The 24,872-nt window shown below is 70.8% G+C and carries 20 protein-coding genes and 1 pseudogene; 9 read left to right on the top strand and 12 right to left on the bottom strand.

The features are described from left to right. The first annotated feature begins 50 nt into the window (after positions 1 to 50). Both N8I87_RS12660 and N8I87_RS12655 read left to right on the top strand, forming a co-directional pair. Positions 51 to 509 carry an RrF2 family transcriptional regulator gene (locus tag N8I87_RS12660; RefSeq protein ID WP_263208387.1) on the top strand — a complete coding sequence of 153 codons (459 nt, stop codon included), beginning with the start codon at positions 51 to 53 and terminating at the stop codon, positions 507 to 509. Positions 510 to 678: 169 nt separating this feature from the next. Beyond that, positions 679 to 1,332, top strand: a complete 654-nt coding sequence (locus tag N8I87_RS12655; protein WP_263208385.1) for a DUF4360 domain-containing protein — start codon at positions 679 to 681, stop codon at positions 1,330 to 1,332. A 121-nt stretch (positions 1,333 to 1,453) separates the two neighbouring features. On the opposite strand, the pseudogene N8I87_RS12650 reads toward N8I87_RS12655, so the two are convergent. The 8 genes and pseudogenes from N8I87_RS12650 to N8I87_RS12615 all read right to left on the bottom strand — a co-directional run bounded on the left by N8I87_RS12650 (position 1,454) and on the right by N8I87_RS12615 (position 11,863). Further along, a pseudogene (locus N8I87_RS12650) lies at positions 1,454 to 3,146 on the bottom strand (pyridoxal phosphate-dependent aminotransferase). A 199-nt stretch (positions 3,147 to 3,345) separates the two neighbouring features. Then, on the bottom strand, positions 3,346 to 4,494 hold the full coding sequence (locus N8I87_RS12645) for an aldose epimerase family protein (protein WP_263208383.1): 1,149 nt from the start codon (positions 4,492 to 4,494) through the stop codon (positions 3,346 to 3,348). A gap of 54 nt (positions 4,495 to 4,548) precedes the next feature. Then, positions 4,549 to 5,793 carry a multiple monosaccharide ABC transporter permease gene (mmsB, locus tag N8I87_RS12640; protein ID WP_263208382.1) on the bottom strand — a complete coding sequence of 415 codons (1,245 nt, stop codon included), beginning with the start codon at positions 5,791 to 5,793 and terminating at the stop codon, positions 4,549 to 4,551. Continuing rightward, a complete protein-coding gene (gene mmsA / locus N8I87_RS12635) occupies positions 5,790 to 7,340 on the bottom strand; it encodes a multiple monosaccharide ABC transporter ATP-binding protein (RefSeq protein ID WP_263208380.1) in 1,551 nt (516 codons plus the stop codon). Before mmsA ends, mmsB begins: the two co-directional genes overlap by 4 nt. 45 nt (positions 7,341 to 7,385) lie before the next feature. Then, a complete protein-coding gene (gene chvE / locus N8I87_RS12630) occupies positions 7,386 to 8,492 on the bottom strand; it encodes a multiple monosaccharide ABC transporter substrate-binding protein (protein ID WP_263208378.1) in 1,107 nt (368 codons plus the stop codon). A 116-nt stretch (positions 8,493 to 8,608) separates the two neighbouring features. Next, positions 8,609 to 9,586, bottom strand: coding sequence for a hypothetical protein (locus tag N8I87_RS12625; RefSeq protein WP_263208376.1), 978 nt, complete (start codon positions 9,584 to 9,586; stop codon positions 8,609 to 8,611). Between the two features lie 115 nt (positions 9,587 to 9,701). Further along, the gene (locus N8I87_RS12620) at positions 9,702 to 10,706 is read right to left on the bottom strand and encodes a zinc-dependent alcohol dehydrogenase (RefSeq protein ID WP_263208374.1); all 1,005 of its coding nucleotides are present in this window, start codon (positions 10,704 to 10,706) and stop codon (positions 9,702 to 9,704) included. Next, positions 10,703 to 11,863, bottom strand: a complete 1,161-nt coding sequence (locus N8I87_RS12615; RefSeq protein WP_263208372.1) for a mandelate racemase/muconate lactonizing enzyme family protein — start codon at positions 11,861 to 11,863, stop codon at positions 10,703 to 10,705. Before N8I87_RS12615 ends, N8I87_RS12620 begins: the two co-directional genes overlap by 4 nt. A gap of 201 nt (positions 11,864 to 12,064) precedes the next feature. On the opposite strand from N8I87_RS12615, the gene N8I87_RS12610 reads away from it, so the two are divergent. Then, entirely contained in the window at positions 12,065 to 12,898 is an 834-nt protein-coding gene (locus tag N8I87_RS12610) for an SCO2400 family protein (protein WP_263208370.1), read from the top strand. Between the two features lie 228 nt (positions 12,899 to 13,126). Here N8I87_RS12610 and N8I87_RS12605 read toward each other — a convergent pair whose 3' ends face one another. Continuing rightward, on the bottom strand, positions 13,127 to 13,990 hold the full coding sequence (locus N8I87_RS12605) for a hypothetical protein (protein ID WP_263208368.1): 864 nt from the start codon (positions 13,988 to 13,990) through the stop codon (positions 13,127 to 13,129). A 197-nt stretch (positions 13,991 to 14,187) separates the two neighbouring features. On the opposite strand from N8I87_RS12605, the gene N8I87_RS12600 reads away from it, so the two are divergent. Further along, positions 14,188 to 15,345, top strand: a complete 1,158-nt coding sequence (locus N8I87_RS12600; protein ID WP_263208366.1) for a serine hydrolase domain-containing protein — start codon at positions 14,188 to 14,190, stop codon at positions 15,343 to 15,345. Between the two features lie 294 nt (positions 15,346 to 15,639). On the opposite strand, the gene N8I87_RS12595 is transcribed toward N8I87_RS12600, so the two are convergent. After that, the gene (locus N8I87_RS12595; protein WP_263208364.1) at positions 15,640 to 16,638 is read right to left on the bottom strand and encodes an NADP-dependent oxidoreductase; all 999 of its coding nucleotides are present in this window, start codon (positions 16,636 to 16,638) and stop codon (positions 15,640 to 15,642) included. Between the two features lie 89 nt (positions 16,639 to 16,727). On the opposite strand from N8I87_RS12595, the gene N8I87_RS12590 reads away from it, so the two are divergent. Both N8I87_RS12590 and N8I87_RS12585 read left to right on the top strand, forming a co-directional pair. Continuing rightward, complete coding sequence (locus tag N8I87_RS12590; RefSeq protein ID WP_263208362.1) at positions 16,728 to 17,165, top strand: MarR family winged helix-turn-helix transcriptional regulator; 438 nt, start codon at positions 16,728 to 16,730, stop codon at positions 17,163 to 17,165. A 553-nt stretch (positions 17,166 to 17,718) separates the two neighbouring features. After that, on the top strand, positions 17,719 to 18,528 hold the full coding sequence (locus N8I87_RS12585) for an EI24 domain-containing protein (protein ID WP_263208360.1): 810 nt from the start codon (positions 17,719 to 17,721) through the stop codon (positions 18,526 to 18,528). Here N8I87_RS12585 and N8I87_RS12580 read toward each other — a convergent pair. Both N8I87_RS12580 and N8I87_RS12575 read right to left on the bottom strand, forming a co-directional pair. Further along, positions 18,518 to 19,801, bottom strand: a complete 1,284-nt coding sequence (locus tag N8I87_RS12580; protein WP_263208358.1) for a PA0049 family protein — start codon at positions 19,799 to 19,801, stop codon at positions 18,518 to 18,520. The two genes, N8I87_RS12585 and N8I87_RS12580, sit on opposite strands and share 11 nt — an antisense overlap. Positions 19,802 to 19,876: 75 nt before the next feature. Next, positions 19,877 to 20,830 carry a LysR family transcriptional regulator gene (locus N8I87_RS12575; RefSeq protein WP_411577220.1) on the bottom strand — a complete coding sequence of 318 codons (954 nt, stop codon included), beginning with the start codon at positions 20,828 to 20,830 and terminating at the stop codon, positions 19,877 to 19,879. 49 nt (positions 20,831 to 20,879) lie between these two features. Between N8I87_RS12575 and N8I87_RS12570 the strand changes: the two genes are divergently transcribed. The 3 genes from N8I87_RS12570 to N8I87_RS12560 all read left to right on the top strand — a co-directional run bounded on the left by N8I87_RS12570 (position 20,880) and on the right by N8I87_RS12560 (position 24,861). Next, positions 20,880 to 21,269 (top strand): RidA family protein, encoded by a 390-nt coding sequence (locus tag N8I87_RS12570; RefSeq protein WP_263208355.1) that lies wholly within the window; start codon positions 20,880 to 20,882, stop codon positions 21,267 to 21,269. Between the two features lie 119 nt (positions 21,270 to 21,388). Next, positions 21,389 to 23,821, top strand: coding sequence for a glycoside hydrolase family 3 protein (locus tag N8I87_RS12565; RefSeq protein WP_263208353.1), 2,433 nt, complete (start codon positions 21,389 to 21,391; stop codon positions 23,819 to 23,821). A 131-nt stretch (positions 23,822 to 23,952) separates the two neighbouring features. Then, on the top strand, positions 23,953 to 24,861 hold the full coding sequence (locus tag N8I87_RS12560; protein WP_263208351.1) for a hypothetical protein: 909 nt from the start codon (positions 23,953 to 23,955) through the stop codon (positions 24,859 to 24,861). Positions 24,862 to 24,872: the final 11 nt, after the last annotated feature.

Genomic DNA, 24,872 nt, shown 5'->3' with positions numbered 1-24,872 from the left:
GGGGCGCGGGTCCGGCCATTCTCCATGGAGGTACGCCCCACAATGGACCCATGAGGATCTCGGCACGGGCGGATTACGCGGTACGGGCGGTACTGGAGGTAGCCGTACGGCAAGGTGAAGCCCCGGTGAAGGCCGAGGAAATCGCCACCGAGCAGGCCATCCCGCACAAGTTTCTGGAGGGGATCCTGGGGGATCTGAGGCGCGCCGGAATCGTGGACAGCCGGCGCGGCGGGGGCGGTGGCTACCGGCTGGCCCGGGAGGCGTCGAAGATCACGGTGGCCGATGTCATCCGCGCGGTGGACGGCCCGATCGTCTCGGTACGGGGCGAGCGCCCCACGGGCCTCGCCTACACGGGAACGGCCCAGCCGCTGCTCCCCGTCTGGATCGCCCTGCGCGCCAATGTGCGCAGGATCCTGGAGGGCGTCACGATCGCCGACCTCACGACGGACACCCTCCCCGAGCCGGTACGGCGGCTCGCGGCGGAACCGGCGTCCTGGGAGAACCCCTGAACCCCCGCGGTTCAGTGTGAAATCCGTGTGTGTGAATGGCCTGAGTTCGCCCTGCCCTGCTCTCGTGCGGCTTCCTACGATGCGAGCGCCGCCCCGGCCTTCACAGGTGCCACACAGTTTCTTCATGGGCCGGAGGCGTTCCACCCCCCACTCCACGACTGGAGAAACCATGACTGGTGGACTCCTTCTGAGCGGTGCGGTCGCCGCTCTCCTCACCACCGCGCTGCCGGGCCAGAACCCGTCCTCCGTGATCGACAACCCGCCCCCGGACAAGATCGTCATCGACGTCGCCACAGTGAACGGCTCGGGCTGTCCGCAGGGCACCGCCGCCGTCGCGGTCTCGCCCGACAACACCGCCTTCACGGTCACCTACAGCCAGTACCTCGCCCAGGCCGGCGGCAACTCCGACCCCACGGCCTTCCGCAAGAACTGCCAGCTCAACCTGATCGTGCACGTCCCGCAGGGCTTCACCTACGCCATCGCCAGCGCCGACTACCGCGGCTTCGCCTCGCTCCAGTCCGGTGCGAGCGGCGTCCAGAGAGCCTCGTACTACTTCCAGGGCTCCTCGAACACCGCGGCCAAGAACCACCCGTTCAGTGGTCCCTACAACGACGACTGGCAGGCCACCGACAGTACCGACTGGGCGCAGCTGGTCTGGGCGCCCTGTGGGGTGCTGCGCAACTTCAACATCAACACCGAGCTCCGCGTCAACGCGGGCAGCGCCAACCCCGGCAAGGTCAGCTTCATGACCATGGACTCGACGGACGGTGACATCAGCACGGTGTACCACATGGCATGGAAGACATGCCCCACGAAGTCCTGACGGACTGACGGTTCGACGGCCCGGCCCCGACCGCACCCGGGGACGCGTACCCCGACCGCACCCGGGGACGCACACGAGCCCGCGCCCTGTGAGGCAGGGCGCGGGCTCGTGATCAATAGAACTAGCCCGCCTGCCCCATCCCCGCCGCGTTCGGCCAGCTCTGGGCGTTCGGCCAGCCGGTCGCCGGAGCCGGGGTCAGCCCCGGGGCCGGGGCCGTCATACCGCGGACCTGGGCCGCGGTGAGGCCGCCGCGGGCCGGGACCCCGACAGGGGTGGGGCCGGCGACCGCGGCGGCGGGTGCCGGTACCGGTGTGGGGACCGGCGCCGGCACCGGTGCCGGTACCGGTGTGGGGACCGGTGTGGGGACCGGCATCGGGGTTGGTATGGGGGGTGGCATCGGGGCCGGCACGGGGATCGGTGCCGGAGGGGCGGCCGGGGCGGCCATGGGCTGCTGTACGGCCTGGGCTGCCGCCGGCATCGGCATCCCGCCGCCGCACGGCTGGACGGCGGCGGGGAGCGGCATGCCGGTGCCGCATGGCCGGGGCGACGGCGGGCCCCGGGGCGGCGCCGGCACCGATGGCCTGCGCGGCAAGCCCCAGCATCCCGGCGCCGTTGGTCTCGCTCACCAGCCGGTCCACCGCCGCCGTACCCGAGCTGTAGCTGGTCCCTGTGCTCAGCTCAGGTACGGCGGCTCCCCTCCTGGACCCGTAGAGCACCTGCTCCAGGCCGGACACCAGGCGACGCACGTCGACCTGGGGGCGCACCACGAGCCTCAGGAAGCGGCTGGAAGATCCGATCTTGTTGCCGCACTCACGGACCAGGATCCGGTGCTCGGTGAGCATCCGGTCCCGGACCACGGTGCCCTCGGCGCCGACGGGCAGGCGCACGAAGAGGAAATTGCCCTGGGACGGATAGACCGTCAGACCCGGCAGCGCGGACAGCTGGCTGGCCATCTCCAGCCGGTCCCGGCGCACTTGCAGCAGGCTCTGCGCATACTCTGCGCCATGCTCCTTCAGCATGAACACCACGTGCTCGGCGAAGGAGTTGAGGTTCCACTTGGGCAGCATGGAGCGGACCTTGCCCGCCAGGGACGGGTTCGCGACCAGATATCCGAAGCGAATGCCGTGCAGTCCGAAGTTCTTGCCGAGGCTGCGCAGTACGACCACGTTCGGGCGCAGCATCGCCTCCTGCACCACGCTCGGCTCGGCCTCGGCGTCGGCGAACTCCAGGAAGGACTCGTCGATCACCACCAGGTCCAGATCGACCATCGCGTCCATGAACTGCACCAGCGCCTGGCGGTGGATGAATCCGCCGTCGGGGTTGTTCGGGTTGCAGACGACGGCCACACGGGTGCCGCGCTTGCGGATGAACTCCGCGTACTGCGCGAGGTCCAGGGCGAAGCCGCTGGACTCCTGGAGCGGGAACATGTCGACGCGCTTGCCGGTCTCCATCGGCTGGTCGGTCCAGCGGCCGAAGGTGGGCACCGGAATGGCCAGGGACTCACGGACCAGAAGGTGGTCGATCCAGGTGATCAGCTCCGTGGAGCCGTTGCCCATCGCCACGCACTGCGGCGGCAGCTGCAGGAGGTTGCACAGCTCGGCCGTGATGGTGTCGGCGCTGCTCGGGTAGTACGTGATGATGTCCCGCAGCCGGGCCGACATGTCGTCGAACATCGCCGGGGTGGGGAAGTACGGATTACAGGGAATGCAGAAGTCCACCGGCCCGGCCCCGTCGCCGCCCTGCCGCGTCAGCGCCGCCATCGACGGGCTGTGTGCCGCGGTGTTGCGGAACAGCGAGGTGACGTTTTCGGCCATGGAACCTCCGTATGAGGCGAGCCCGACGGGGACGGCTGGGCTCGTCGTCTGTGGGTGGCCCGTGCGGGGGAGCACGGGCCACCTCTCTATACGGAGACGGGTGGTTGGCTGTTCAACGCGTGTGAAAGAAGTGTGTGTTCGGGAACCCGGGGCCTGTGCGCCGCGTCACCGGCCCCGTGGCTCAGGTCACTCAGGTCACTCAGTTGCCGAAGGAGTGGATCGTCGTCGTCCGGTACGTCTGCCCCGGGCGCAGCACGGTCGACGGGAACGCGGGCTTGTTCGGCGAGTCCGGGAAGTGCTGGGTCTCCAGGCAGAGCGCGTCGCCCTGGCGGTAGGTGCGGCCGCCGGTGCCGGTCAGGGTGCCGTCGAGGAAGTTGCCGGAGTAGAACTGCAGGCCCGGCTGGTCGGTGGCGATCCGCAGGGTGCGGCCGGAGTGCGGGTCGCGCAGGGTGGCCACGTGCTCGGGCCCGGCGGTGATCCCCTTGTCCAGGGCCCAGTTGTGGTCGTAGCCCTTGGCCTGCACCTGCTGGACGTGGCCGGCGCGGATGTCGCGGCCGATCGTCTTGGCCTTGCGGAAGTCGAAGGGGGTGCCGTGGACCTTCGCGAGCTCGCCGGTGGGGATCAGGCCCGTGTCGGTGGGGGTGTAGCGGGAGGCGGCGATCGTGAGCTCGTGGTTCTCGATCGTGCCGCTGCCCACGCCGGCCAGGTTCCAGTAGACATGGCTGGTGAGGTTGACGACGGTGGCCTTGTCGGTGGTGGCCTCGTAGTCGATGCGCCAGTCGCCGTGCCGGGTGAGGGTGTACGTCACCTTCGTCCGGAGCGTGCCCGGGTAGCCCATCTCGCCGTCGACGCTGGTGTAGTACAGGTGCAGGCCCACGTCGGAGCCCTTGGTGAACGGCTCGACGTCCCAGATGTGCTTGTCGAAGCCCTTGGCCCCGCCGTGCAGGCTGTTCACACCGTCGTTCACGGACAGCTGGTACGAGGTGCCGTCCAGGGTGAACTGCCCCTTGCCGATGCGGTTGCCGTAGCGGCCGATCAGGGCGCCGAAGTACGGGGTCTTCGCCACGTAGTCGTCGATGTTGTCGAAGCCCAGGGAGACGTTGGCGTAGTGGCCGTGCCGGTCGGGCAGCTCCAGGCCCTGGACGACACCGCCCCAGTTGAGGACCCTCAGCCGGGTGCCGTCGTTCTCCAGCGACCAGCGGTACACCTTGGTGCCGTCGGCGAGCTTCCCGAAGAGCGACTTCTTCGGCAGCCTGCCGCCGGCGGCCTCGGCGGTGCCCCCGAGGGTGGTCGCGGCGAGGCCCGCGGCCGCGGCGCCTGCTATGACCGTGCGTCTGTTCAGTTCCATGTGCGACTCCTCCGATGGGAGGGGCCCCGCCGTTTCCGGCGGGGCCCGAGCTACCTACGAACCGGACTTGCGCTTGTTCCACACATCGAAGCCGACCGCCACCAGAAGGGCGAGGCCCTTGATGACCTGTTGCCAGTCGGTGCCGACGCTGAGGAGGTTCATGCCGTTGTTCAGCACGCCGAGGACGAGACCGCCGATGATGGCGCCGAGGACGGTGCCGACACCGCCGCTCATGGACGCGCCGCCGATGAACGAGGAGGCGATCGCCTCGAGTTCGAAGTTGACGCCCGCCTTCGGCGAGGCCGCGTTCAGACGGGCGGCGACCACCAGACCCGCCAGGGCCGCGAGCACGCCCATGTTCAGGAAGACGTAGAAGGTGACCTTCTTGTCCTTGACGCCGGACAGCTTGGCCGCCGGCAGGTTGCCGCCGATCGCGTAGATGTGCCGGCCGAAGACGGCGTTGCGCATGATGTAGCCGTAGCCGACCACCAGCGCGCCCAGGATGATCAGCACGATCGGCGCGCCCTTGTAGCTGGCGAGCAGCATCGTCAGGGTGAGGATCGCGGCGACCAGGGCGACCAGCTTCAGCAGGAAGAGCCGGCCCGGCAGCACCTCCAGCGCGAACTCCTGCTGACGGCCGCGGTCCCGCACCTCCTGCCACACCACGGCGACGATCAGCACGAGGCCGAGGAGCAGCGTGAGGTTGTGGTAGTTGGTGTGCGGGCCGGCCTCGGGCAGGAAGCCGTTGCCCATCTTCTGCAGACCGTCGGGGAACGGGCCGAGGGTCTGGCCCTTGAGCAGGATCTCCGTGAGACCCCGGAAGAGCAGCATCCCGGCGAGGGTGACGATGAAGGACGGTATGCCGAGATAGGCGATCAGGAATCCCTGTATCGAGCCCGCGACCGCGCCCACCAGCAGGCACAGCACCAGGGCGAGCGGCCAGGCCATCTGGTGCTGCACCGTCAGCACGGCCGCGAAGGCACCCACGAAGGCGGTCAGTGAGCCTACCGACAGATCGATGTGGCCCGCGATGATCACCAGCATCATGCCGATCGCGAGGATCAGGATGTAGCTGTTCTGCAGCACCAGGTTGGAGACGTTGCGCGGCAGCAGCAGGTCCCCGTCGGTCCAGATCGCGAAGAGCACGACGATCAGGCCGAGGGCGAGCAGCATGCCGTACTGCCGCATGTTGCGGCGCAGGCCGTCCAGCATCAGCCCGAGCAGACCCCCGCCCGTGGCCGGCCCGCTCTTGCCCGGCGGCGCGGGGGCCGGGCTCTTGGCGGTGACATCCGTGCTCATCGCGTTACCTCTTTGTCCTTCGTCATATGACGCATCAGCACTTCCTGCGTGGCCTCGGCCCGTGGCACCTCACCGGTCAGCCGTCCCGCGGCCATCGTGTAGATGCGGTCGCACATACCGAGCAGCTCGGGCAGCTCGGAGGAGATGAAGACGACCGCCTTGCCCTCGGCGGCCAGCCGGTCGATGACCGTGTAGATCTCGTACTTGGCGCCCACGTCGATGCCGCGCGTGGGCTCGTCCAGGATCAGCACGTCAGGCCCCGCGAAGATCCACTTGCTCAGGACGACCTTCTGCTGGTTGCCGCCGGACAGCTTGCCCACCGGCTCGAAGACGGTCGGCGCCTTGATGTTCATGGACGTGCGGTAGCCCTCGGAGACCTGCCGCTCCTCGTGCTCGTCGACGATCCCCCGCCTGGCGACCTTGCTCAGCGCGGTCAGCGAGATGTTGCGGTTGATGGTGTCGATGAGGTTGAGGCCGTAGTGCTTGCGGTCCTCGGTGACGTACGCGATCCCGTGGTCCACCGCCTCGGCGACGGACTTCGTACGGATCTCCCTGCCGTCCTTGAGGACCGTGCCGCCCGCGTACCGGCCGTAGGACCGCCCGAAGACACTCATCGCGAGCTCGGTGCGGCCGGCGCCCATCAGGCCCGCGATGCCGACGATCTCCCCGCGGCGCACCTGGATCGACACGTCGTCGACCACCTTGCGCTGCTGGTCGATCGGGTGGTGCACGGTCCAGTTGCGGATCTCCAGGGCCGGGGCCGCGCCCTCCTCCGCATGGTGCGGGGTGCGCTCGGGGAAGCGGTGGTCCAGGTCGCGGCCCACCATGCCGGCGATGATCCGCTCCTCGGTGGTCTCGGCGGCCTTCACGTCCAGCGTCTCGATGGACCGCCCGTCGCGGATGATCGTCACCGAGTCGGCGACCCGGCGGATCTCGTTGAGCTTGTGGGAGATGATGATCGAGGTGATGCCCTGGTTCTTCAGCTCCAGGATGAGGTCCAGGAGCTTGCCGCTGTCCTCGTCGTTCAGGGCCGCCGTCGGCTCGTCGAGGATGAGCAGCTTGACCGACTTCGACAGCGCCTTGGCGATCTCCACGAGCTGCTGCTTGCCGACGCCGATGTCGGCGACCCGGGTCTCCGGATGCTCGTCGAGACCGACCCGGCGCAGCAGTTCGGTGGCGTGCTTGAGGGTGTCGTTCCAGTTGATGAGCCCACGCCTGGCGTGCTCGTTGCCGAGGAAGATGTTCTCCGCGACGGAGAGGTACGGCACCAGCGCCAGCTCCTGGTGGATGATGACGATGCCGTGGTGCTCGCTCGCCCGGATGTCCTTGAAACGGCAGATCTCCTGCTCGAAGAGGATCTCGCCCTCGTAGGTGCCGTGCGGATGGACGCCGGAGAGCACCTTCATCAAGGTGGACTTCCCGGCGCCGTTCTCACCGCAGATGGCGTGGACCTCGCCCTGGCGGACGGTCAGCGTGACGTCCGAGAGCGCTTTGACACCGGGAAAGGTCTTGACGATCGAGCGCATTTCCAGGACGGGTCCCGCCATGGTCGTGCCTTCCAATCAGTGTTGTCGGGGTCGGGTGTGTCCGGACTACTTGAGCTCGGCGTCGGTGTAGTAGCCGCCCTTGACCAGCACGTCCTCGTAGTTGGTCTTGTCGACACTGACCGGCTGGAGCAGGTAGGAGGGCACGACCTTGGTGCCGTTGTCATAGGTCTTGGTGTCGTTGACCTCGGGCTTCTTGCCCTTGAGGGTGTCGTCGACCATGGTCGCGGCGACATCGGCGAGCTTGCGGGTGTCCTTGTAGACGGTCTGCGTCTGCTCACCGGCGATGATCGACTTCACCGAGGCCAGCTCGGCGTCCTGGCCGGTGATGACCGGCAGCGGCTTGCTCTTGGAGCCGTAGCCGTCGGACTTCAGCGAGGACAGGATGCCGATGGAGATGCCGTCGTACGGGGAGAGGACCGCGTCGACCCGCTGGCTCTTGTAGGACGAGGTCAGGATGTCGTCCATGCGCTTCTGGGCCGTGGCGCCGTCCCAGCGCAGGGTGGTGACCTTGGTGAGCTCGGTCTGGCCGGAGCGGACGACCAGCTTCTTGCTGTCGATGTACGGCTTCAGGACGCTCATCGCGCCGTTGAAGAAGTACTTGGTGTTGTTGTCGTCGTTGGAGCCGGCGAACAGCTCGATGTTGAAGGGGCCCTTGCCGTTCTTCAGGCCCAGCTTGTCGACGATGTAGTTGGCCTGGAGCTCGCCGACCTTGGAGTTGTCGAAGGACGCGTAGTAGTCGACGTTCTTGGTGCCGAGGATCAGCCGGTCGTAGGCGATGACCGGGATGTTGGCGTCCGCGGCCTCCTGGAGCACGTTGTTCAGGGACTTGTTGTCGATCGCCGCGACGATCAGGCCCTTGACGCCCTGCGTGATCAGGTTCTCGATCTGCGAGACCTGCTGGTCCGGGTCGTCCTCGCCGAAGACCAGCTTGGTCTTGTAGCCCTTGGACTCCAGGTTCTTGACGACGTTCTTGCCGTCCGAGATCCAGCGCTCGGAGGACTTGGTCGGCATCGCGATGCCGATCGTGGCCCCCTTGACGCTGCCGCCCTTGTCCTTGCTGCCGCCCTCGCTGTTCTGGCCGCAGGCGGACAGGGTGAGGGCGAGGGAGGCGGCTCCGGCCATGAGGGTGAGGGCGGTTCTACGAGTGCGCATAGTGATCGTCCCTGTTCTTCTCTTCGTTGAGATGTTTCAAGCGAGGTCGGTGAAGCGCCCCAAAGGGGCGCGGGGAACTGCGCGACCAGCCACGACGGGCCCGCAGCCCCCATCGGTCATCCAGTGGCACCTTCGGCGGGGAACCGGTTCAAAGACCCCGGCAGCCGGGAGCCGAGCGGCGCCATGTCGCCGTCCGCGCCGTGCCGGGCGAGCAGGTCCAGGGCGAGGCGGCCGCGCCGCACCCGCTCCCGGGCGGTGTCCAGGGTCACGTCCCGCAGATGGGTGCCCCACGGGTAGATGCCGGGAGCCTTGGACAGACCGAACTTCAGATAGAGCGGTGCGCCGCGCCGGATCAGCTCGGCGACCTCGTACATCCGGATGTATCCGCCGAGGTCGTCGGGGGCCTCGATGTACATGTCCATGGGTGCGGCCGACACCCGGCGGATCTCGGTGAGATGATCGAGCGTCAGATCACTGGGCACATTGACGGAGTCGGCGCCGAGGCGTTCGTACACCGCGTACGACGCCGGGTTGACCGGCCCGATCAGCGCCGAGACCTTGAGCGTGGTGCCGGCCGGGATGATGCCGCTCTCCCGCGCCCGGTGCAGGGTCCACAGCACGCCCTCGTCGGCGACCAGCAGGCACTTGACGCCCAACTCGGTTGCCCGGACGGCGTCTTCGACGCATCCGGCGACCGCGTCGTGGCCCCGGGCGCGCAGGCCGCCGCCGCGTGAGTCGGTGCGCACCGAACCGCCGATGTCCCAGGTGCCGCGCGGGCCGGTGAACAGGCAGAGTTCTATGTCGCGTTCATCGGTGGCCTCGACCATCTCGGTGATCTCGGCGTCGGTCAGCATCCACACACCGCTGCCCTGGCTGATCCGGTGGATCGGCACGTCGAGCCGGGAGGACTCCTTGAGGACGACCGCCAGCGCCTCGGGACCCTCGCACGAGGGGATCTCGGTGCGCCAGCGGCCGCCGCCCGGGAAGGTGTGCGCGGAGGTGTCGGCGGGGTCGAGGGCGGGCGCGCCCAGGCCCAGGGTGGTGAGCGCCTGCTCACCGGGCCGGCGGGCTGCCGTGGCGGATGCGTCGGTCACAAGCTGTCCTTTTGTGTTCGATATTTCGGACAAGGTTCGCGGCTCGGGGTGTGAAAAAGGGCTGGGCGGTACGCCGGTCACGGCGCGATCAGGTAACGCCGTGACCGGCGTACGACTAGGGGCGGAGCAGCACCTTGCCCACCTTCGGATCGCCGGCTCCCACCAACTCGATGGCCCGCGAGAACTCGGTCAGCGGCAGCTCGTGCGTGACCAGGGGCAGCGGATCGAGCAACCCGGCGCCGAACACCCGTACCGTGTGCGCCCAGGCGTCCGGCGGCGCCCCGAAGACGGTGTGCACCTCCAGCTGCCGTACGACCAGACCGGTCGGGTCGAGACCCTCGGCACCCGGCGCAGGGATACCCGTCAGGACCAGGCGTCCGCCGCGCCTGAGCAGGGAGGCGGCGGTGCGCGCGGCGGACGCGGACCCGGCGGTCTCGATGACGACGTCGAAGTCGCAGGGGAGTTCCTGGTCCTTGGTCCGGAAGTCGGTCGCCCCGAACTGCCGCGACAGTGCCTCCCGGTCGTTGCGGGTGCCCACGACCAGCAGTTCCGACGGCGAGACGGCCTTCAGGAACTGCACCGCGAACATTCCCAGCGTCCCGGTGCCGACCACCGCGACCCGCTCGCCCGGCTTGGCGTTCCCCTTGAGGGCGGCGGCCGCGATACAGGCGGCCGGCTCCAGGAGGGCGGCGGCGGTGAGGTCCGCGTCGTCCGGCAGGACGTGCAGCAGCCGGGCCGGGAGGGTGAGCGTGCCGGCCATGGCGCCCGGCTGGGTGAAGCCGGTCTCCTCGTACCCCGCGGTGCACAGGGTGGTCTCGCCCGCGTGGCAGCGGTCGCACACCTGGCAGTTGCGGAAGCCCTCGCCGACCACCTTGCGGCCGACCAGGGAGTCCGGCACCCCGGCACCCACCGACCACACCGTGCCGGACCACTCGTGGCCGGGCGTCAGCGGGTAACGGACGTACCCCTCGGGCCGGTTGCCCTGGTACACCTCGCGGTCGCTGCCGCAGATGCCGACGGCGTGCACGGCGACCAGCGCCTCGCCCGGACCCGGGTCGCGCGGCTCGTGCGGGACGACGCGGTGCGTGCCCGGTGCTTCGACGACGACGGCGGTGTTCACTGCTCGCCGCCCTTCGGCCTGCGCTGCTCCCAGCCGTCGGCCCACAGATCGAACCGGGCCTGCTGCTGGGGGAACTCGGCTGCCGCGTCGGCGTCGAACTCGACGCCGAGGCCGGGCGCGTCGGACAGCTGGAAGTACCCGTCGACGACCTCAGGGGCACCCCTGACGACCTTCTTGATCTCCGCGTCGGCGAAATCGTTGAAGTGCTCCAGGATCTTGAAGTTCGGGGAGGTGAACCCGACCTGGAGGGAGGCCGCGGTGAGCACCGAGCCGCCCACGTTGTGGGGAGCGACGAGCATGTAGTGGGTCTCGGCGGTGGCGGCCAGCTTCCGGGTCTCCCAGATGCCGCCGATGTGGCCGACGTCCGGCTGGATGATGTCGACGGCCTGGCTCTCGAAGAGCTCACGGAACTCGATCCGGTCATGGATCCGCTCACCGGTCGCGACCGGCAGGTCCACCTTGGCGGCCACCTTCTCCAGCGCCTTGAGGTTCTCCGGCGGCACCGGCTCCTCCAGCCAGGCGGGCTTGAACGGGGCCAGCTCCCTGGCCAGCCGGACCGCGGTGGCGGGGGAGAAGCGGCCGTGCATCTCCAGCATCAGCTCGGCGTCCGGGCCGATGGCATCGCGCACCGCCTCGATGAGGGAGACGGAGTAGAGGGTCTGCGCGTGGTCGAGCTCGAAGTGCCCGGTGCCGAACGGGTCGATCTTGAGGGCCCGGTATCCGCGGGCCATGACCTCCTGGGCGGCCTTGTGGTAGGCGTCCGGGGTCCGCTCCGTCGTGTACCAGCCGTTGGCGTACGCCTTGACCCGGTCGGTGACCTTGCCGCCGAGCAGCTGCCAGACCGGGACGCCGAGCGCCTTGCCCTTGATGTCCCAGCAGGCCATCTCGACGACCGCGATGCCGGACATCACGATTTCACCCGCGCGGCCGAAGTCGCCGTACTTCATACGGCGCACGAGGTCCTCGACAGCGAACGGGTCGGAACCGAGAATGTGGTTGGCCTCGGCCTCCCGCAGATAGCCGATCAGCGCGTCGGTGTGACCGAGCATCCGGGTCTCGCCGACTCCCGTGATCCCCTCGTCGGTGTGCACCTGTACGTAGGTCAGGTTGCGCCACGGCGTCCCCACCACGTGTGTGCTGATTCCGGTGATGCGCACGGCAGTTGCCTCTCAGCTGTTCGAGATTTCGTCACACGTTCGAAATGCTGGCGTGACAGTAAGGACGGGGCGGCGGGGGTGTCAATGGGGCGAACGGATAACGGTTTCGACAAGCCTTTCGAGAGCTTTTTCGATCTCCCACAGAACCTTCACAGCGGTGCCTAGGAACGAGACCGGTGCGGAACTTAGTCTTCCGGCGTCATGGACTACTGCCACCCGTGCCGTCGGCACCTCAACGGCGCCCTCGCCTGCCCGGGGTGCGGCACACCCGTCGAAGAGCTACGTGCGTATCAGCAGCAAGCGGACGCGCTCCCTCAGGATCCGTACGAGTACAAGGACGAGTCCCCGTACGACGGTTACGACGACGAGGGCGACGAGGGCGAGGAGGACGCCGAGAGCTACGACGGCGATGGTGGCGGCGACGGGAACGAGCCGCGGGGACGCGCGGCCCGCCGCCGTGAGCAGACCCGTGGCAAGAGTCGGGGCCGGGGACGCGGAGGCGCCGCCGAGGGCCCGTCCGGCGCCGACGCGAGCCGTCGCGACCGCAAGGCCGCGGCCCATCGCCGACGGCGGCGCCGCACGATTCTGATCACCGCGGGGTTCGTCCTGGCGGCGGGTGGCCTGAGCCTTGCCGAACTGGGCGTCGACGCCCCGTTCTCCAGCCCGAAACCGGCCGCGGCCGGGGGCGAGACGACGGACGGCGGCTCCTCGTCCGCCGAGGCCGGCAAGACCGCGAAGCCCCTGGACGACGCGTCCGGCGGCTCGTCGGGAGCGGACGCCTCCCCGACCGCTTCCGCCTCCCCCTCGGCCTCGGAGTCCGGCAAGGACAAGGCGTCCAAGTCCCCGGACGACAAGGCGACGGACAAGTCCGACGACGCGTCGGCCACCGGCTCGGGCCCGACGACATCCCGCCCGACCGCCACGACCACGGCCCAGCCGGCCCCCACCCGGACCACGACCCCACCGACCTCGGCCCCGACCACCAACCCCGCACCGACCCAGACGTGCAAGCGGTTCCTGTGGTGGTGCACGTGAGCTGGCCGGAGGGACCGCCATGGGCACGGCGGCTGCGACACCGCCGGGCCCGGCGCTTGCGCGGTTGGTGACCATGCTGCCGCGGTTCTGACGGCGTCTGCTGCGATCGCCGGTCGACCGGCCGTTGCTGCCGCAGGCGTGCGGGCTTCGGCGCCGTCGGCAGGGCGGGCGCGGTCGGATCCCATCCCGATCGCGGCGGTGTTCCTTTCTGCGAATCGAGCGGGGCGCCTACCCGGGTGTGACCGCCACGACCACCCCCCGGTCCGCCGCCGGGTTCGCCGCCGCCGATACCCGTACCGCCGCCGCGCGGGCCACGCGGCCCGTGTGGGTCGCCGTTGACAGGAGGAGCGGCTGGAGGTGCTCCAGGGTGGCGACCAACAGTTCCTCGCCCGCTATCAGCACCGGGCGGGCCGCCTTCGTCGTTGCCGCTGCCGCCTCGGTCAGGTCGGCCAGGGGCGGCAGCGTGGCGCGGACGACGCCCACGCCCGCCTTGGCCGCCCGCTCCGCCAGGGCCACCTGGAGGGGCATCAGGGGAGCCACCGCCGCGGTGAGGGCGTCCGCGATGCGGCGCAGTTCGGGGGAGGAGTCCCGCAGGACCTCGGCCGCCGCACGGAGCACCGGAGTCAGGGCCAGCAGCACCCCCGCCCCCAGGCCCGCCGCCGCGGGCAGCAGCGGGGACATCGCCTCGGCCAGCTCCCCGACCGCCGCGGCCACCTCCTCCACGGCCGGCTCCACCGCGTCCAGCACCGGCAGCAGGCTGTCGCCGATGGCGGCGAGCAGGGCCTGGGCCGGTTCGCTCACCGGATGCACCGCCAGCGGAGCGCCGCTCGTACCCAGCCGGGTCAGCGTGTCGACGATCCGGTAGAACGCCTCCTGCGCCTGCGGTGACGCACTCGCCTCCGCCAGCTCCGCCGTGGTCTGCCGTAACACCCGCAACAGCTCGGTGCCCGAACCGTCCCGTGGATCAAGAGTGTTGATCGCGATTCTGGTGATGTTCCCAGCCGTGTCCAGGAGTTGGCCGGTGATGTCGGTGGTGCTGCGTGCCATGCGCAGCATGTCGTCCCTGCTGGGGAGTGAAGGAATCGTCGCCATGGCCCCCGCCTCTTCTCGGCCCGCGTCTCGGGTGCACCCGACCCCAGCATGCCCCGTGCGCCCCCCGCGTCATCGGCCATCCGGGGCATCGGTGCCACCGAGACGCCGTTGTTGCTGTTGAGTCGAACAGGTACGTCCCGCCGTACCGATCTCTGAACGGTGGGAGCAGCGGGCAGCGGCTCGGTTGAGGAGAGCGGATGACACAGGAGATCACCGTCCACGGCACGGTCGCCGATGGCTTCGAGCAGGTGCGCGAGGGGTTCGCCGCGTTCGTCGCCGGCGAACGAGCAGACTACGAAGGTCAGTTGTGCGCGTACGTCAACGGGCGGAAGGTCGTCGACCTGTGGGCGGGTGAGGACGCCGACGGGGGTTCCCTCTACGGCGTGTACTCCTCCACCCAGGGCGCCGCCCATCTCGTGGTGGCGATGCTCGTGCAGGACGGCACACTGGAACTGGACCGCAAAGTCACCTACTACTGGCCGGAGTTCGCGGCGGAGGGCAAGGGCTCACTGGCCCTGCGCGAGCTGCTGGCGCACCGGGCGGGCCTGGTCGGCACCGACTCCGGCTTCACGCCGGCGGAGCTGGCCGACGACCGGGCGATCGCCGAACGCCTCGCCGACCAGCGGCCGTTCTGGCGGCCCGGCACAGCGTTCGGCTACCACGCCCTGGTCATCGGCGCGCTCACCGGCGAGGTCGTACGGCGCGCCACGGGCCGTACGATCCAGGAGCTGCACGAGGAACGGGTCCGCGCCCCCTACGGCCTGGACTTCTACCTGGGCCTGCCCGCCTCCCGCGAGCCGCGCTTCCGCACCGTCCAGCCGATGCGGCCGACCGCAGAGCAGCGGTCCCTGCTCGACGCGCAGCCCAGCGGACCGCACACCCTCGCGTCCATCGCCTTCAACGGCCACGCGGCCGAGCCGACCGACCTGCAGTCCCTGCCCAACGAGCGCCTGATCCGCGCCAAGGGCCCGGCGTCGGTCGGTGGGGTCGCCTCGGCGCGCGGGCTCGCCGGGCTGTACGCGGCCATGATCAGCGAGGTCGACGGGAAGGCACCGCTGCTGAAACCGGACACGGTGGCGGAGTTCGGCCAGTTCCACTCCGCCGGATACGACCTGGTGGCGCGGGCGCACAAAACGTTCGGCCTCGGTTTCCAGACGACCGCCGACACCTGGCACCCGTTCCTGGGCGCCGGCACGATCGGCCACAGCGGCGCGGCGGGCTCCCAGTCCTTCGCCGACCCCCGCAGCGGCCTGGCCTACGGCTACACCCGCCGCCGCTTCGCCTTCCCGGGCGGCGCGGCCCCGGAGAACGACCAACTGGCAAGAGCGGTGCACAGAGCGGCACTGAACGTCTGACGGGGGAACAGCAGCCGACGGCCCCCACACCAACGGCAAGGGCCCACCAACTCCCACCGTCCCAACGCGCCGGCCGCGAGAGAGCCGAAGGGGCGCGCCGGTATCGAGAGAGCTTGGGGGAGCGCGGAGGCCCGAAGGGCTGAGCACGATCGTGGCCTCGACACCGGCTCAGGCGCCCCGTAGCGAACGAGCCAGACTGGCCGACCTTGGCGGTGACCGTCGCCCCGGGTTCACGACCACGTCGAGCCTGCCGTCGGATGTGGGGCAACCCGACGGTTGCGGCCATTCTCGGCGCTACAGCTTGACGATCATCTTGCCGGTGTTGTCGCCGCGCAGGACCCCGAGGAACGCCTCCAGGTTGTTCTCGATGCCCTCGACGACGGTCTCGCGGTACTTCAGCTGCCCGGAGGCCACCCACGGGCCGACCTCGGCCACGAACTGCGGCTGCAGGTCGTAGTGGTCGCCGACGAGGAAGCCCTCGATGCGGCCACGGGTCTGGATGAGCCGGGCGAGGTTCCTCGGGCCGGGGGCCGGCTCGGTGTTGTTGTAGACGGAGATCATTCCGCAGACGGCGATCCGGCCGCCCTGGTTCAGCGACCCGATGGCCGCCTCCAGGTGGTCGCCGCCGACGTTGTCGAAGTAGACGTCGATGCCGTCGGGAGCGGCCTCGCGCAGTTGCTCGGCCACCGGGCCGTTCTTGTAGTTGAAGGCGGCGTCGAAGCCGTACTCCTCCACCAGCAGCTTGACCTTCTCGTCGGACCCGGCGGAGCCGATGACCCGCGAGGCGCCCTTGAGCTTGGCGATCTGGCCGACCTGGCTGCCCACGGCACCCGCAGCGCCGGAGACGAAGACGCTGTCGCCCTCCTTGAAGGAGGCGGTGCGCAGCAGACCGGCGTAGGCGGTGAGGCCGGTCATGCCGAGGACGCCGAGGTACGTCGACAGGGGCGCGGCGGCGGGGTCGACCTTGACGGCGTTCTTCGCGTCCACGGCCGCGTACTCGCGCCAGCCGAAGAAGTGCAGGACGTGGTCGCCGACCGAGATCCCCTCGGCGTTGGAGGCCACGACCTCGCCCACCGCGCCGCCCTGCATGACCTTGCCGAGTTCGTAGGGGGCCGCGTACGACTTGGCGGCGCTCATCCGGCCACGCATGTAGGGGTCGACCGAGAGGTACTCGTTCCGCACCAGCACCTGGCCCTCGCCCGGCGTCGGGACCTCCGTCTCGAGCAGGGCGAAGTCCTCGGGCTTCGGCCAGCCGACGGGACGGCTGAGGAGGTGCCATTCGCGGTTGATCATGACGGTGCCTTTCGGATTTGTTTCAGTACCTGAAACAACCATGCGCCTGAATATTTCATGATGTCAAGTAACCGGGTACTCTTGAGGGCATGTCCACCCCAGAGAAGACCTACCGCCCCGACCGGCTGACCATGGAGGTCGTCGAGCTGATCGGGGACGTCGTGGCCCGGTTCTACGCGGACTACGAGGAAGCGGCGGGTGAGCACACGCTGACCGGGGCGCAGGCCCGCCTGCTCAGCCTCCTGTCCCTGGAGCCGCTGCCGATGCGCAAGCTCGCGCAGAAGCTGAAGTGCGAGCCGTCGAACGTGACCGGGATCGTGGACCGCCTGGAGTCCCGCGGCCTGGTCGAGCGCCGCCCCGACCCGGCCGACCGCCGGGTGAAGCTCGCCGCCGCCACGGACGAGGGCCGCCAGGTCGCCCAGGACCTCCGCAACGGCCTACGCTTCGCCCGCGAGCCCCTGGCGGGCCTCTCCGACGAGGAACGACAGTCCCTCCGGGACCTGCTGCGCCGGATGCTGCACGGATAGACCCCGTCCTCCTGGCCCCCCGGGCCCCGGCCCCCGGCCTCCGGCCCCCGGCCTCCGGCCCCCGGCCTCCGGCCCCCGGCCTCCGGCCTCCGGCCTCCGGTGCCCCCGGCCCCCGGCCTCCGGCCTCCAGCCTCCGGTGCCCCCGGCCTCCGGGCCTCCGGGCCTCCGGGCCTCCGGGCCTCCAGCCTCCAGCCTCCAGCCCCCGGCCTCCGGCCTCCAGCCCCCGGCCTCCGGGCCCCGGCCTCCGGCCTCCAGCCCCCGGCCTCCAGCCTCCGGCCTCCGGGCCTCCGGGCCTCCGGGCCTCCGGGCCCCGGCCTCCAGCCCCCGGCCTCCAGCCCCCGGCCTCCGGCCTTCGGGCCACCAGGCCCCAGCCCCCACCCCCCGGGCCTCCGGGCCCCGGCCTCCAGCCTCCAGCCCCCAGTCTTCGGGCCCGGGCCACCGGGCCTTCGGGCCACCGGGCACAGGGCCACCCGGGCATCGGGCTTCCGGCCCCCCGGGCCCCGGCCCCCGGGCCACCCCGGCCCACCCGCCCCACGCCGGTAAAGTTTTCGCCATGCGTGATCTCGGGGTGGGGTTCGGTTATCTGCTGAAGGGCCAGCGTTGGGTGGCCCGGCACGGGAAGCAGTACGGCTTCGGCCTTGTGCCCGGCCTGATCACCCTCGTTCTCTACGCGGCGGCGCTCGTCGTGCTGGCCGTCTGGGGTGAGGATGTCGTCGGCTGGGCCACGCCCTTCGCCGACGGCTGGTCGAGCCCCTGGCAGGGGCTGTTCCGGGGCTTTCTCACGGCGGTGCTCTTCGCCTTGGGCCTGCTGATGGCCGTCCTCACCTTCACCGCGGTCACCCTGCTGATCGGCCAGCCCTTCTACGAGAACCTCTCCGAGAAGGTCGACCGGGACGTGTCGCCCGACGGCACGGCACCCGAGTCGGGCCTCCCCCTGTGGCGCGAACTGTGGATCTCGGCCCGCGACAGCCTCCGCGTCCTGATCCGCGCCGCCGTCTGGGGCGTGCTGCTGTTCGCCGTCGGTTTCCTGCCGTTCGTCGGCCAGACGGCCGTACCGGTGCTCGGGTTCTTCGTCACCGGCTTCTTCCTCACCGAGGAACTCGCCTCCGTGGCCCTGCAGCGCCGGGGCGTCGAGCTGCGCGCCCGCCTCACCCTGCTCCGCTCCCGCAAGACCCTGGTCTGGGGCTTCGGCACCCCCCTCGGCCTGGCCTTCCTGGTCCCGTTCGTCGCGGTCTTCCTGATGCCGGGCGCGGTCGCCGGGGCGACGCTGCTGGCGCGGGACCTGCTGGGCGAGGAGATCGACGAGGAGGAGGACACGGACCAGGACACGGACGACGCCGAGGGGGAGCAGGTCACCTCCTGAACTCGGCGTCCGCCGCCACCGTCACGATCGACCGCACCTGGTCGATGATGTCGAGCCGGTTCCGCACGAACTCCGGGTCCGTGACCGTGCCGGACGCCGGGTCCGTGTTCCCGGTGCCGAACTGGAGCACGGGAGTGTGGACATGGCCGCCGGGCAGGCTGTCGTGCAGGCCCAGACGGTCCCTCAGCAGCGTCGCACGGTAGGCGATCTCGTTGGAGAGGTAGTCGCCACCACCGCCGGCGCGTGCCACCGAGCCGGGGGTCGGGCCGTCCGCCCGTACGACGGGACCGGTGCCGCCCGCCGGGATCTCGGTCACCTCGGTGTGGTCGTACACGGGGAAGCGCCCGGTGCGCGCGGCCACGATCGCCGCGTAGGGCAGCGTCGTGGTCGTCCACTGCGGCTGCGAGGCCGTGTCGGTGACCGGGACCGTCTCCGTCCGGCCGACGTTGTCGTTGTCGGGGAAGCCGCCCCGCCAGGCCCCGTTGGTGTGCTCGACGTCGAAGCGCCCGACCCGGCCCTGGCTCACCGTCGTGAAGAGATCGACCTTCGGCAGGTACGGCCGCAGCGTCCGCTCCACCGTCCCTCCCCCAGAGCCGAAAGCCTGGGAGGTGCCCCCAGTGAAGTCCTGCCAGCGCACCGGGAACACGGCCGTCTCCACGCGCGCCGGACCGTCCGCCGTCCGGATCACCGTGCCGTCCAGCGCGAGCGCGGTGGCCCCGGACGGGTTGGAGATGCGGATGTCCCGGTCGAGGGTGAACGGGTCGAAGCCCGTGACCAGGATCCGCCGGACGCCCTTGCCGTGCGGATAGCGGATGTCGGTCTGGCCGCGTGAGGTCCGCTCCAACTCCGACAGCAGTGCGGACCGTTGAGCGTCGGACAGGCCGAACTCCGGCTCCCACGTGCGCACTTCCCGGGTCATCCCCAGCCGGGCCCAGTACAGCGGCCGGTCGTCGTCCCTGCTGAGGTCACCGCCCGCGGACCCCCGCCCCTGCGCCCGCTCGACCGCCCGCCGCCACAGCGCCGATCCCTCCCGTACGACGAGGCGCCGGGCCTGGGCGTAGGAGTGCGCGGAGCCGAGCGCGTGGGCCAGCTCCGGGGCCACGGTGCCGAATCCCGAGCGCCGCAGGATCTCCCGGGGCACGGCCCGGTCGAGCCGCTGTTCCTCGACGGTCGGCGCCGGGGCCGTACCGGCGGACGCCGTCGCCGTGGGGGCCGCCAGCCCCGCCATCAGGGCCAGTCCGAGGACGCCGATCCGAACACGTAATGAATTCAAGGGAGTTCGAGTCCTTCCATCGCTGTGCGGGGCGCTTGGTGCGGGACAGCGGAAGTATCGCGTGACGGGAGTGGTCTACGCCATGGTGTCCGGGGGGCCCGGGATCCTCGCCGCCGCCTCCCGCAGCGCCGTGAGGAACGCCTCCGTGGCCGGCGTCGGCGTCCGCCCCCGTACCGTCGCCGCGTACACCGCCCGCGCGGGGGCGCCCTCGTCGAGGACGGGCAGCAGGGCCACGTCCGGCCGTACGGAGACGGCGGCCAGCGCCGGGACCAGGGCGACGCCCAGACCCGCGGCGACATAGCCCTGCTTGGCCGTCCACTCGGCGACGACATGCGCCACGCGCGGCCGGAAGCCCTGCCGCAGGGCCGCGTCCAGGAGCGTGCCCTCGGGGCGGGGACCGCCGGATATCCAGTCGGCGTCAGCGAGCAGGCCGAGCTGCACGGGCCCGTCCTCGCGCGCCAGCGCATGGTCGGCCGGAACAGCGACGTACAGCGACTCGTCGATGAGATGGTGGAGTTCGTACGTCTCCAGCGGCGCCCGGCCGGTCGTGGAGACCACGGCCACCTCCAGGTGCCCGTCCGCCAGCCGGTCCAGCAGCCCCGGCGTCAGCCCCTCCTCGCGGGTGACCCGGACACCGGGGTGCCGGGCCCGGAAGGCGGCGAGGGCGTGCGGCACCAGTGCCGCGTCGGCGCTGGGGAAGGCACCGAACCGCAGCCGCCCGGCGGCCGCTTCGCGCAGCGCGGCCAGTTCGCGCCCGGCGCCGTACAGCGCCCCGGCGACGGTCTCGGCGTACGGCACCAGGATCCGCCCGGCCTCCGTCAGCCGCACCCCGCGCGGCAGCCGGTCGAAGAGCGGACCGCCGCCCAGCGCCGCCTCCAGCGAGGAGATCTGCCGGGACACCGCGGACTGCGTCCAGCCGAGCGTCCGCGCGGCCGTGGTGAACGAGCCGTGCCGGGCGACCGCCAGGAACACCCGCAGCCAGACGGTGGAGAGGTCCGGATCGTGATGCGCATTCGGCATGCGAGCCATGCTAGACACTCGCTTGTCGCATCGCGGGGACACACCTAGCGTCGACGACATGCAGATCACCCTCGGCAGTCCCGCCTCCGCACCCCAGCCCCTCAACGCCTACTACTCCCAGGTCGCCCGAGCCGAACACGCCGATGGCAGCGCCCTGTTGTTCCTCTCCGGGCAGATCGCCGAGGGCGCGACCCTCGCCGAGCAGACCCGTGGCGTCTTCGAGACGATCGAGGCCCTGCTCAAGGCGCACGGCGCGACCCTGGCGGACGTCATCAACATCCGCACGTATCTGACGGACATCTCCCGGCTCGACGAATACGGCGCCGTACGAAGGGAGTTCCTCACCGGGATCCCGCCCACGAGCATGACCTTCGAAGTGCCCCGGCTGTTCCGCCCGGAGGCCCTGATCGAGATCGAGATCGTGGCGGCGGTGCCCGGGGGCGGGTGACACCGCCGCGCATGAAGACAGCGAAGGCCGTGCGCAAGCCGCCGACGGGCGTCTGGCGGCAGTGACCGGGTGATGGACACGATGGAGGTACCCAGCGACTTCGACGAGGAGGTACCACCGTGGCGGAGACCGGCAATGCCCGAGCGGACGCGGCCCGTGAGGCCGTCGTGGAGGCCGCCCTCGGGCGGCTCGACCTGGACGCCAAGACCCGCCTCCTGGCGGGCCGGGACATGTGGACCCTGCCCGCCCTGCCGGAGATCGGCCTGAAGTCCCTCGTCATGTCCGACGGCCCGATCGGCGTCCGGGGCGTGCGCTGGACCGCCGACGACCCGTCCGTCGCCCTGCCCTCCCCGACCGCGCTCGCCGCCGCCTGGGACCCGGAGCTGGCCCGCCGTGCCGGTGTCCTGCTCGCCCAGGAGGCCCGCCGCAAGGGCGTCCACCTGCTCCTCGCGCCCACCGTCAACCTGCACCGCTCCCCGCTCGGCGGCCGTCACTTCGAGGCCTACAGCGAGGACCCGTACCTCACCGGGCGGATCGGCACCGGCTATGTGACCGGCGTGCAGTCCGGCGGCGTCGGCGCCACGGTCAAGCACTTCGTCGCCAACGACGCCGAGACCGACCGCTTCACGGTGAACAACCTGGTCCCCGAACGCGCCCTGCGCGAGCTGTACCTGGCCCCCTTCGAGGCGATCGTCGAGAACGCCCGCCCCTGGGCCGTCATGACCGCCTACAACTCGGTCAACGGCACGACGATGACCGAACACCACCACCTGGTCAACGAAGTCCTGCGCGGCGAATGGGGCTTCGACGGCCTCAATGTCTCCGACTGGACGGCCGCCCGCTCCACCGTCGCCGCGATCGAGGGCGGCCTCGACGCCGCCATGCCCGGCCCGGTCACGGTGTACGGCGAACCGCTCGCACGGGCCGTCCGCGCCGGGACGGTGTCCGAGGCGACGGTCGACACGGCCGTACGGAACGTGCTGCGCCTCGCCGCCCGCGTCGGCATCCTGGAGGGTGCCGAACCGGCCGTCACCGAACTGCCGGCACCGGTCGACGGAGCGGCCCTGGCCCGCGAGATCGCCCGCCGCTCCTTCGTCCTCGTACGGAACGAGCGCCGTGCCCTGCCCCTGGCCGTCGGTCGGAAGGTGGCCCTGATCGGCGCCGCCGCCCGTGACGCCCACATCCTCGGCGGCGGCTCCGCGACCGTCTTCCCGGCCCGGATCGTCTCCCCGCTCGACGCCCTCACCGCGGCCCTGCCCGAGGGCGGACTCACCTACACCGTCGGCGCCGACCCGAGCACCGAACTCGCCGTCGGTGAGGGCGGGTTCGCGCTGCACGCCGTCTGCCGGGACACCGACGGCCGGGTCATCGGCACCGGCTCCGCCCCGGGCGGCCAGATCCAGTGGACGGGCACCGACCTACCCGAGGGCGTCGGCTTCGACACCCTGCACACCGTCGAACTGACCGGCACCTACACCCCGCGCGAGACCGGCGAGCACACCTTCGGCATCAAAGGCCTGGGCGCCTTCACACTCACGATCGGCGGCACTACGTACTACGACGACGTTCAGCACCCCACCGGCGACGACCCCTTCGCCGCCGTCTTCGGCACCCCGGTACCCCGCGCCCGGACCGAACTCACCGCGGGCGAACCGGTGGACGTCTCCCTCACCCACGTCGTGACCCACCCCGGCAGGCGCCCCTTCAAGAGCGTCGTCTTCGCCCTGGCCCACCAGGACCCCCGGCGCGACCCGGACGAGCTGATCGCCGAGGCCGTCGAGGCCGCGCGCGACGCCGACACCGCGGTCGTGGTCGTCGCCACCAGCGAACGCGTCGAGTCGGAGGGCTTCGACCGCCGCGACCTGCGCCTGCCCGGCCGACAGGACGACCTGGTCCGCGCGGTCGCCGCCGCCAACCCCGACACCGTCGTGGTCGTCAACTCCGGCTCCCCGGTGGAACTGCCCTGGCGCCACGAGGTCGCGGCCGTGCTGCTCGGCTGGTTCCCCGGCCAGGAGGGCGGCGCGGCCCTGGCCGACGTGCTGACGGGGGCGTACGAACCCGGCGGCCGGCTGCCGACCACCTGGGGCTCCCTGGACGACGCCCCGGTCACCCGGGTCGCCCCGGACAACGGCGAGCTCCCCTACACCGAGGGCGTGTTCATCGGCCACCGCGCCTGGGAGCGGGCGGGCCGCACCCCGTCGTACGCCTTCGGGCACGGACTCGGGTACACCGAGTGGACGTACGAGTCGCTGGAGGTCGAGGGCACGACCGTGAAGGTCCGCGTCCGCAACTCCGGTGCTCGGGCGGGCCGGGAGGTCGTGCAGGTCTATCTGGCGCCGGCCGAGCCGGACGCCCACCGCCCCGCCCGTTGGCTGGCCGGATTCGCGGGCGTAGAGGCGGGGCCCGGCGACAGCGTCGAGGCGAGTGTCGAGATCCCGCGCCGCGCCTTCGAAATCTGGGACGACTCGTGGGTGTGTGTGAAGGGTTCGTACGAGATCACAGCGGGGCGCTCGATCGTCGACCGCCGACTCACCGCCACGACTAACGTCTGAGCGGGACAGTCTCCCCATGAGCAGCCCCGGTCCGGGACCTGACGCCCGGACCGGGGCTCGTGGCCCAAGAGGCGGATGTGGCAGACTCCCGGGCCGCAAGCACCGGAACACCGGTTCGGGGGAGAGACACCATGTATCCAGGTCAGCAGCAGCCGGGGCCGTACGGCCAGCAGCAACCGGGCCCGTACGGTGCCCAGCAGCCGTACCAGCCGTATCCGCCCCAGCAGGGCTACGCGCCACAGCAGCCGTACCCGCCGCAGCAGCAACCCTATGCGCCCCAGCAGCCGTACCCGCCCCAGCAGCCGTACCCGCCGCATCCCCAGCCGCCCCAGCAGAGCCTGGGCGAGGGGCAGATGCGGCTCGATCCGAATCTCACGCCGGGGCAGCGCGAGCTTGTGGTGAAGATCCAGCAGAAGTCCAAGTTCCTCGCCTACGGCTATGTGCTCGGCGTCCCGCTGACCTTCGGCGGTGTCCACTACGGCATCACGCGGAGCCCGATCGGCTTCGCCGGTGCGGCCGTCGGGCTGGTCCTCGTGGCCGTCGGCGCCCTCGCCCTGACGCAGATGCAGGCCCTCAAGCGGCAGCTGCGGCTGATCACCCCGGACGCCTGGCGCTCCCCGGCCGCCCATCTGCCCGGCGCCCGCAAGGCCGCCACGCAGGCCGCCTACGTCAACGGCCTGCTCGTCCTGCTGTCCTTCGGCGCGGCAGGCTATCTGCTGATCAAGGGCGCAGGGTGGGGTGCGTACGGCAACTCCTTCGGCTTCGGGGCGCTGATGCTCGGCGCGTCCATCCCGCTCGGCATGGGCGTCGCCGCCGCCACCACGATTCCGCAGCTGCTCCGGGTGATCCCGGCCGGCGCCAAGGTCGGCCGGAGCCTGTACTCGATCATCCTCGTGCTGGCCACCACGGTGACCGGCGAGGGCATCAAGGGCGGGGCGCTCCCCCCGATCGCGATCGGCGGCTCGACCCTGCTGGTCTGCGCGGGCGCCATGGCCCTGCTGGGCAGGGCGACCAAGCGGATGCGCGGGGAGGCCGGCTAGGCGCGACCGGG

It is taken from the genome of Streptomyces sp. HUAS 15-9 (assembly GCF_025642155.1).
GTDB lineage: Bacteria > Actinomycetota > Actinomycetes > Streptomycetales > Streptomycetaceae > Streptomyces.
The sequence above is the reverse complement of the archived record's forward strand: the minus strand, read 5'-3'. Positions and strand labels throughout refer to the sequence as shown.

Coding starts and splice junctions, on each gene's coding strand:
- N8I87_RS12660 (WP_263208387.1), top strand. CDS start 51: ATGAGGATCTCGGCACGGGCGGATTACGCGGTACGGGCGGTACTGGAG.
- N8I87_RS12655 (WP_263208385.1), top strand. CDS start 679: ATGACTGGTGGACTCCTTCTGAGCGGTGCGGTCGCCGCTCTCCTCACC.
- N8I87_RS12645 (WP_263208383.1), bottom strand. CDS start 4,494: ATGGAACTGAACAGACGCACGGTCATAGCAGGCGCCGCGGCCGCGGGC.
- mmsB (WP_263208382.1), bottom strand. CDS start 5,793: ATGAGCACGGATGTCACCGCCAAGAGCCCGGCCCCCGCGCCGCCGGGC.
- mmsA (WP_263208380.1), bottom strand. CDS start 7,340: ATGGCGGGACCCGTCCTGGAAATGCGCTCGATCGTCAAGACCTTTCCC.
- chvE (WP_263208378.1), bottom strand. CDS start 8,492: ATGCGCACTCGTAGAACCGCCCTCACCCTCATGGCCGGAGCCGCCTCC.
- N8I87_RS12610 (WP_263208370.1), top strand. CDS start 12,065: ATGGACTACTGCCACCCGTGCCGTCGGCACCTCAACGGCGCCCTCGCC.
- N8I87_RS12605 (WP_263208368.1), bottom strand. CDS start 13,990: ATGGCGACGATTCCTTCACTCCCCAGCAGGGACGACATGCTGCGCATG.
- N8I87_RS12600 (WP_263208366.1), top strand. CDS start 14,188: ATGACACAGGAGATCACCGTCCACGGCACGGTCGCCGATGGCTTCGAG.
- N8I87_RS12595 (WP_263208364.1), bottom strand. CDS start 16,638: ATGATCAACCGCGAATGGCACCTCCTCAGCCGTCCCGTCGGCTGGCCG.
- N8I87_RS12590 (WP_263208362.1), top strand. CDS start 16,728: ATGTCCACCCCAGAGAAGACCTACCGCCCCGACCGGCTGACCATGGAG.
- N8I87_RS12585 (WP_263208360.1), top strand. CDS start 17,719: ATGCGTGATCTCGGGGTGGGGTTCGGTTATCTGCTGAAGGGCCAGCGT.
- N8I87_RS12575 (WP_411577220.1), bottom strand. CDS start 20,830: ATGGCTCGCATGCCGAATGCGCATCACGATCCGGACCTCTCCACCGTC.
- N8I87_RS12570 (WP_263208355.1), top strand. CDS start 20,880: ATGCAGATCACCCTCGGCAGTCCCGCCTCCGCACCCCAGCCCCTCAAC.
- N8I87_RS12560 (WP_263208351.1), top strand. CDS start 23,953: ATGTATCCAGGTCAGCAGCAGCCGGGGCCGTACGGCCAGCAGCAACCG.